Annotated in this window: 7 protein-coding genes; 1 reads left to right on the top strand and 6 read right to left on the bottom strand. The window is 73.6% G+C overall.

The window, feature by feature from the left end; genetic code table 11:
* The 4 genes from G6039_RS23100 to lspA all read right to left on the bottom strand — a co-directional run.
* A partial coding sequence (locus tag G6039_RS23100) for a DUF2207 domain-containing protein (protein WP_164528125.1) occupies nucleotides 1–1,756 on the bottom strand: 1,756 nt, incomplete at its 3' end.
* A gap of 57 nt (nucleotides 1,757–1,813) precedes the next feature.
* Entirely contained in the window at nucleotides 1,814–2,443 is a 630-nt protein-coding gene (locus G6039_RS23095; protein WP_006933435.1) for a hypothetical protein, read from the bottom strand.
* An 11-nt stretch (nucleotides 2,444–2,454) separates the two neighbouring features.
* Complete coding sequence (locus G6039_RS23090) at nucleotides 2,455–3,363, bottom strand: RluA family pseudouridine synthase (RefSeq protein WP_174824791.1); 909 nt, start codon at nucleotides 3,361–3,363, stop codon at nucleotides 2,455–2,457.
* Between the two features lie 14 nt (nucleotides 3,364–3,377).
* Nucleotides 3,378–4,013: a signal peptidase II gene (gene lspA, locus G6039_RS23085; RefSeq protein ID WP_037200951.1), complete on the bottom strand. Its 636-nt coding sequence runs from the start codon at nucleotides 4,011–4,013 to the stop codon at nucleotides 3,378–3,380.
* A 48-nt stretch (nucleotides 4,014–4,061) separates the two neighbouring features.
* Here lspA and G6039_RS23080 point away from each other — a divergent pair, with 48 nt between their 5' ends.
* Nucleotides 4,062–5,006, top strand: a complete 945-nt coding sequence (locus G6039_RS23080; RefSeq protein ID WP_373867512.1) for a hypothetical protein — start codon at nucleotides 4,062–4,064, stop codon at nucleotides 5,004–5,006.
* Between the two features lie 64 nt (nucleotides 5,007–5,070).
* Here G6039_RS23080 and G6039_RS23075 read toward each other — a convergent pair whose 3' ends face one another.
* Both G6039_RS23075 and G6039_RS23070 read right to left on the bottom strand, forming a co-directional pair.
* A complete protein-coding gene (locus tag G6039_RS23075; protein ID WP_029544171.1) occupies nucleotides 5,071–5,568 on the bottom strand; it encodes a WKL family lipoprotein in 498 nt (165 codons plus the stop codon).
* A 144-nt stretch (nucleotides 5,569–5,712) separates the two neighbouring features.
* Nucleotides 5,713–7,056, bottom strand: coding sequence for a DNA polymerase IV (locus G6039_RS23070; RefSeq protein ID WP_235194110.1), 1,344 nt, complete (start codon nucleotides 7,054–7,056; stop codon nucleotides 5,713–5,715).
* Nucleotides 7,057–7,144 lie beyond the last annotated feature (88 nt).

The raw sequence follows: 7,144 nt of genomic DNA, 5'->3' as shown, positions 1-7,144 counted from the left end.
ATAAGAGACAGCCACCGCCACCACCGCCGCCCGACGACGAGGACTGCGACGCGGTGTACGCGCCGATCGACGACGACAGGGCCGACTCGAAGCTGTCGAATCCCCCGGTCCCCGAGGCGAATCCGTGCACTCCGACCGGATACGGGTACCACGCCGGCGCCGGCGGCTCGGACCCGGTGACCGTGCGGTACTTCTCCGCCCACCGGTCGGCCACGCCGAACGCGACCGCGTGCGGAATGTAGCGGGTGTAGAGGTCGCGTTCCGCCGAGAACCGGTAGCGGTCCTCGCTCGACGGGGTCACGAGCATGCGCCGGAACCCACCGGCACGCGACCACATCTCGCGGCCCTTCGCGGTGCGCCGCGTCCCCGCCTCCGGCCGCAACAGCTCCCATCCGCCGAACACGAACGCCGCCGCCGGCAGGCCCCACATGCTCGGCCACACCGGCACCGCGAACCCGACCACCGCGAGGACCAGCGCCAGCACCACCGCCGCCTTGCCGAGACGCTCGCGGGCCGACGGGGCCACCAGTCCCTCGGTGCGGGCCCAGATCCGGCACTGCGACGCCAGCTCCGTCGTCGCCTTCGACAACCGTTCCCCCGCCGACTTCGAGCCGTCGGCCCGCAGCACCGCGCCGGGGTACGAGATCTGCAGTGCGTCGCCGACCGCCCGGGTCACCGGGTCCGTCGCCGCCCACCTGTCCGCGGACGCGACGCCGCGGACCTCCCACACGTCGGACTTCTTCCCGCCGCCGGCGGGGCGCAGCTCGACCAGTTCCTCCTCTGCGGCGTACAGCAGCGTCGCCGCGAGCGGCGCGGGCCCGGGCCGCTCGGAGGCGAGGTAGACGGTCTGCACCGGTCCGAAGCCGTCGGGCGGCGAGTACAGCACCGGCAGGCCCGGCTCGGGTTCGCGGGCTGTCCACGCCCACCGGGCCGCGACGGCGAATCCGAGCAGGCTCAGCATCGCGACCACCGCCACGACCGGCGCCGACCGCCCGAGGATGGGATCCCAGACGACCGGCCAGGGCACCGTGGCCCGGGCCGGGGCGTCGAGCCCGAGCCCGATGCGCACGTTCACCGCCGTCCGGGGTTCGAGCCCGGTCACCCCGACGGAGACGGTGTCGGTGCCGGCCCCGCCGAGGATGCAGGCCGCCCCCGACACCGCACATTCGACCAGGCCGGACGCCGCGGGCAGCCGCACCGTGATGTCGGCCCGGTCGATGGCCATCTCCCACCCGCCGGGAACCACGCTCCAGTGGAACACCGAGCCGACCGGGGCGGCCGTCCCCGCGGCCGTGTCGAACGTCGCGGCGGCGCCGCCCGGTGGGTCGAGGACCCCCTCGGTGGTGTACTCGATGCGATAGGTGTGGGTGCCCGGCTCCAGGTACACGTCGGGGTCCCCGATCTTCGCGACGACGAATCGGTGTCCCTGTTGCCGGCTCGTCTCGAACGGCTCGGGCGCGCCGTCGCGTTCGACGGAGACGATCTCGGGGATGTGGCGCACGTGCGGATCGGCGCCCGTGGTGACGTCCCAGTACCGGAAGATGCCGTGCCGGCCGGCCGGGAAGGCGACCGTGACGGTTTCGGTGGCGGTGAGCCCGCCGTCGGCCTCGACGGTGTAGTCGGCGGTGTAGTTCGTGATCCGCGCCGGATCCGACGCGGCGGATGCGTCGCCGGTGTCGAGTCCGGCGAGCAGCGGCCACAGCAGACCGGTCGCAGCGAGCAGCGCAACCAGGAGATACCCCAGAACCCGTGCCACCGCGCCACCGTACCCACCGGCGAGGCGTCTGTCCCGCCGATCCTGCGCGACCGGATCTCAGGGCTCGCCGTCGTCCGGTCCCGGAGCGACGACGTCGACGTGCTCGGGCAGCAGCGGGTTCACCGAGAACGCGCCGGCGACCGCGTCCGCGGGCAGCAGTTCGACGGCGCGGACGCCGGGGGCCGCGGCGAGCTCCGACGCCGTCGCCGGCGCGACGCGCACCACGACGCCGACGACGCAGGCGCACCCGTCCGCGAGACGATCGGCCGAGACCGCGGCGACGCGCGCGGCCCGGTCGGCGCCGCCCGCCTGCCGCAGCCGGCCCGCCGCGACGGCGGGCGCACGCAGCAGCGCCTCCCGATGGGCGGGCACGGCGACCGGGACCAGTGGGGTCTGCACCCGCTCGATCGGGACGCGGAACAGCACCTGCGCGATGCGAGGGTCTCCCGGCAGCGCCGCCGCCTGCTCGACCGTCACCGGCGTCGCGAAGGACACCAGGCCCCACCGCGGTTCGCCGGTGCCGGACTCGACGCTCGCCTGGGCGCGCGCGAGGTAGCCGGCGACCGCCTCGCCGTGGTCGGGGCCGAGGGTGTCGGTGCGCACCGTCGCCGTCCGGGCCGGCGTGAGCAGCCCGGCCGCGAGCACCGCCAGCAGCAGTGCCGCCGTCGCCGCCCACGGCAGGGACACGCGCCGCACGGTCAGGCGCTGCGCAGCACGGCGAGCGCGTGCTCGAGGTCGGCCGGGTACTTGCTGGTGATCTCGATCCAGCGCCCGTCGGCGGGATGCGCGAACCCGAGCGACCGGGCGTGCAGCCACTGCCGCTCGAGGCCGAGCCGCTCGGCCAGGCGCGGGTCGGCGCCGTAGGTCAGGTCACCGCAGCAGGGGTGCCGCAGCGCGGAGAAGTGCACGCGGATCTGATGGGTGCGGCCGGTCTCGAGGTGGATGTCGAGCAGGCTCGCGGCCTGGAACGCCTCGATCGTGTCGTAGTGGGTGATGCTGGGCTTGCCGTCGGCGGTGACGGCGAACTTCCAGTCGCTGCTGCGATGCCGGCCGATCGGCGCGTCGATCGTGCCGCTGCTCGGATCGGGGTGCCCCTGCACGAGGGCGTGGTAGCGCTTGTCGATGGTGCGCTGCTTGAAGGCCCGCTTGAGCACCGTGTAGGCGCGCTCGGACGTCGCGACGACCATGACCCCGGACGTGCCGACGTCGAGGCGGTGGACGATGCCCTGCCGCTCGTGGGCGCCGGAGGTGGAGATGCGGAATCCGGCGGCCGCCAGTCCGCCGATCACGGTCGGCCCGGTCCAGCCGACGCTCGCGTGCGCGGCGACGCCGACGGGCTTGTCGACGGCGACGATGTCGTCGTCCGCATAGAGGATCTCCATGCCCTCCACGGGCGTCGCCTCGATGGTGAGGGGCCGGGGCGGCTCGGGCAGTTCCACCTCGAGCCAGGAACCGGCGGACAGTCGATCGGACTTGCCCGCGGCGGCACCGTCGACCAGGACGGCTCCCTCCTCGGTCAGGGCGGCGATCGCCGTGCGCGACAGGCCGAGCAGCCGTGCCAGGCCCGCGTCGACCCGCATCCCGTCGAGCCCGTCGGGGACGGGCATCGCCCGGGTTTCTCTCACTTGTGTGCTTCCTTTCTGCTGTCGGAGGAGCCGGTCTTCCGCGAGCCGTCCGGTTCGACGCCGAAGACGGTCAGCGCCACGAGCAGGATCGCGCCGCAGACGATGGCGGAATCGGCGACGTTGAACACCGGCCACCAGCCGACCGACACGAAGTCGACGACGTGGCCCTGCAGCGGGCCCGGGGAACGGAAGATCCGGTCGACGAGATTACCCAGCGCGCCCCCGAGGACGAGCCCGAGTCCCAGCGCCCACCAGCCCGATCGCAGCGTGCGGCCGATCCTGACCACGCCCACCACGACGGCGACGGCGACCAGGGTCAGCAGCCACGTCATGCCGGTGGCCATCGAGAAGGCGGCGCCCGGGTTGCGCACCAACGTGAGCGTCACGGTGTCCCCGACGATCGAGACGGGATCGGCCGGATCGATGTAGTGGACGGCCAGCACCTTGGTGAGCAGGTCGAACCCGAAGATCACCGCGGCGAGGGCGAGCAGCTCGCGCAGCCGCCGGGCCGGCGCGGGCGCGTCCTTCGCCGGGGTTCCGGCCGAGGACGACGCAACCGGGGGTTCCGCGACGGCGTCGGGGTGGGCATCGTGCTCGGTGGGGTCGTCGGTCACCCTGCCATCATCCCCCATCCGAGGAGCGCGACGGCCACCCCGCCCGCCGTGGCTACCCTGGGGTGCGTGCCTGTGCTGCCCAGATTCGCCCGCCCGAGGGCCCGCTCCCTCGGTGTGGCCCTGTCCCTGACCACCCTCCTCGCCGGGTGCGGCAACTCCGCCGACGGTGCCGCCCCCACGTCGACGGCGACCTCGACGGAGGTCACGGTGCCCGTCGCCGCGGTCACCGCGGTGGTCCTGGAGCCGGGGGCCGAGCCGCGCAGCCGGATCCGGCTCACCCCACCCGTCGACACGAGCCAGCAGGTGGCGCTGACGACCGCCTCGCAGGTCTTCCAGTCGATCGGCGATCAGCCGGCACAGGACTTCTCCACCCCCGAACTGACGTTGCCGCTCACCGCGCGGGTGAGCGACGCCGTGTCGGACGCCTCGCCGAGCAGCCTCGTGGACCTGCGGATCGACGACGCCACCTCGCCGGATGCGGCCCTCGCCGCAGCGCTCGGGCCCGCTCGGGGATCCGAGGCGGGACTGACGATGTCCCCGTCCGGCGCGGTGAGCGCGCTGCGGCTCGATCCCACGCCGGACTCCGCGGACATCGCCCGATCGGCCATCGAGCAGGCCTTCTACCAGGCCGTGTACCGGATGGTGTCGTTCCCCGAGGAGGAGATCGGCGTGGGTGGGGTGTGGGAGATCCACCAACAGGTGATGAGCGGGATGGCGCTCGATCAGGTCGCCACCGCGAGCCTGCTCGAGCGGGACGGCGACCTGCTGACCGTGCACCTGCGCATCACCCAGACCCCGCGCGAGGCCACCTGGGCGCTGCCGAACGGGTCCGGTCGGCTGACCATCGACCGGTACGAGATGACCGGCGAAGGCACGATGACCATCGACCTCGGCCGGCCGCTCCCGATCGCCGGGGACCTCACGGTCGGCGGGGAGCAGGCGTACAGCGATCCCGCGGGCACCACCCGTCTGGCGCAGACCCTGGTGGACCGGGTGCGCTGGCAGTCCTGAGCGGACGGGCGGACGCGGCGGCGGCCGGGGCGGATCTCCGCCCCGGCCGCCGTGTCGGTCTACGTCAGGCGCAGGCCGGCGACTGCAGCTGGGCCGTCGCGACGATGGCGCAGGCGTTGTTCTTCGACAGCTTCCACACGCCGTTCTCCGCGACGAAGTCGACGGTGCCGACGGCGGGCTGCTGCGCACCGGCCAGCAGGGTCTCGATGCCGGCGGTGACCGTGCCGTTCTGGTTGTCGTTGACGTCCAGGACGGTGATCTGCGCGCCGGCCTGCTTGGCCGCGGCGGCGACCTGGTCGATCAGGGCGGGATCCTGCTCGGCACCCTGCACGAGGTTCACCTTCTCCTCGGCCGGGACGGTCTCGTCGAACGCCTTGGCCAGCATGGCGTTGAGGTCCTCGACGGTCGGCACCGGCGGGTACTGCGCGGCGGCGGTCGTGGTGCTGGTGGTGGTCTTCGCCGAGGTCGAGGTCGAGCTACCTCCGTCGTCCGAGCTGCAGGCGGACATCGTGAGGGCGGCGGCCAGAGCCACCGTGGCGACAGTGATCTTGCGAAGCTTCAACTTCTCGTCCTTCTCGTTCTCGATCGTGCACGGGTGTACCGTGCTCGGTTCATCCAGCAGCGGATGCTCCACCGGGACAGCGGATCGCCCGTAAGCGTACCCGGCGGTAGTAAGAAGACCGTGAGAGCGGCGGGGCCCGCGCGCTCACCCGAGGCCGGCGAGCGGATCGGCCTCGGAGAGGGCGGGATCGTTCTCGTCGAGGGTGCGGGCCGGCCCCGGCCCGGTCGAGCGCGTCTCGAAGCGGATCGTCACCACGCCGTGCCCGGCGCCCTGCACCCAGCCGTGTCCGAACTCCGGATGCCGCACGTCCGTGCCGGGACGCCACCGCCGTCCCGTCACCGTCGTGAGGTGCTCCGGCCCGGCGTCCGGCGACGACTCCACCGGGTCCTCCGGGGGCTGCTCGAGCTCGGGGAACAGCGACTCCTGCCGGATGCTGGACAGGCCGGCGAGGCCGACGCCGACGAGGCGGATCGGGCCGATCTCGAGCGGGTCGAGCACCAGCCGCTGCGCCGCCGCCGTGAGCGTCGCCACATCCTCGGTGGCGTACGGCAGCGTCGACGAGCGGGTGAGGATGCTCATGTCGGCCTTGCGCAGCTTGAGCACGACGGTCCGGGCGGCCCGGCCGTCGCGCCGCAACCGGCGATGCGCTGCGGCGGCGCTGCCGGTGACGGCACGTCGCAGCTCGGCGAGGGTGACGATGTCCGTCGGGAACGTCGTCTCGGCGCTGACCTGCTTGGCGTCGGCGCGTTCGACGACCGGTCGATCGTCGTGCCCGTTGGCGAGCCGGTGCAGCGCCGGGCCGACCGTGGCGCCCAGGATCGAGGCCGCCTCCGGGACCGGCAGCGCCGCGAGGTCACCGATCGTGTCGATGCCCAGACGCCGCAGGCGCTCCTCCGACACCGGTCCGATCCCCCACAGCTTGCGTACCGGCAGGCCGTGCAGCAGTGCCAACTCCTCCTCGGGACGCACGACGAGCGCTCCGTCGGGCTTGGTGAGGCCGGAGGCGATCTTGGCGATCTGCTTGCCGGATCCGGCGCCGACGGACGCGACGAGGCCGGTGCGGGCCCGCACCTCCTCGCGCAGCCGCGCACAGAACCGTTCCACGTCGTGGTGGGCGGCGCCGGCGAGCTCGGCGGGTTCGGCGAACGCCTCGTCGAGCGACAGCGTCTCGAGCACGGGGATGCGCTCGCGCAACACGTCGAACACGGTCTGGCTGAGCGCCTGGTACAGCACCCCGCGCGGCGGCAGCACCACCGCGGCGGGCCCCACCAGCCGGCGGGCCCGGCTCATCGGCATCGCCGACCGCGCCCCGAAGACGCGGGCTTCGTAGCTGGCCCCGGCGACGACGCCGCGCGCGCCGAGGCCGCCGACGAGCACCGGCCGACCCCGTAGGGTCGGCCGGGTCAGTTGTTCGGCGGAGGCGAAGAAGGCGTCCAGGTCCAGGTGCAGCACCCAGCGCCGACCGCTCGGATTCACCACGGGGGGCACCCGGGCATCCTCGCCCCTCGCACCGACATCACGCCCGCATCGGCGTCACCGCCGTCGTGGCCGCGCCGCGCACCCCGGTCACCGGGAC

The organism is Rhodococcus aetherivorans, assembly GCF_011058165.1.
Classification (GTDB): domain Bacteria; phylum Actinomycetota; class Actinomycetes; order Mycobacteriales; family Mycobacteriaceae; genus Rhodococcus; species Rhodococcus aetherivorans.
Note: the sequence above shows the minus strand (reverse complement) of the source record. Positions and strands in the feature narration are given on the sequence as shown.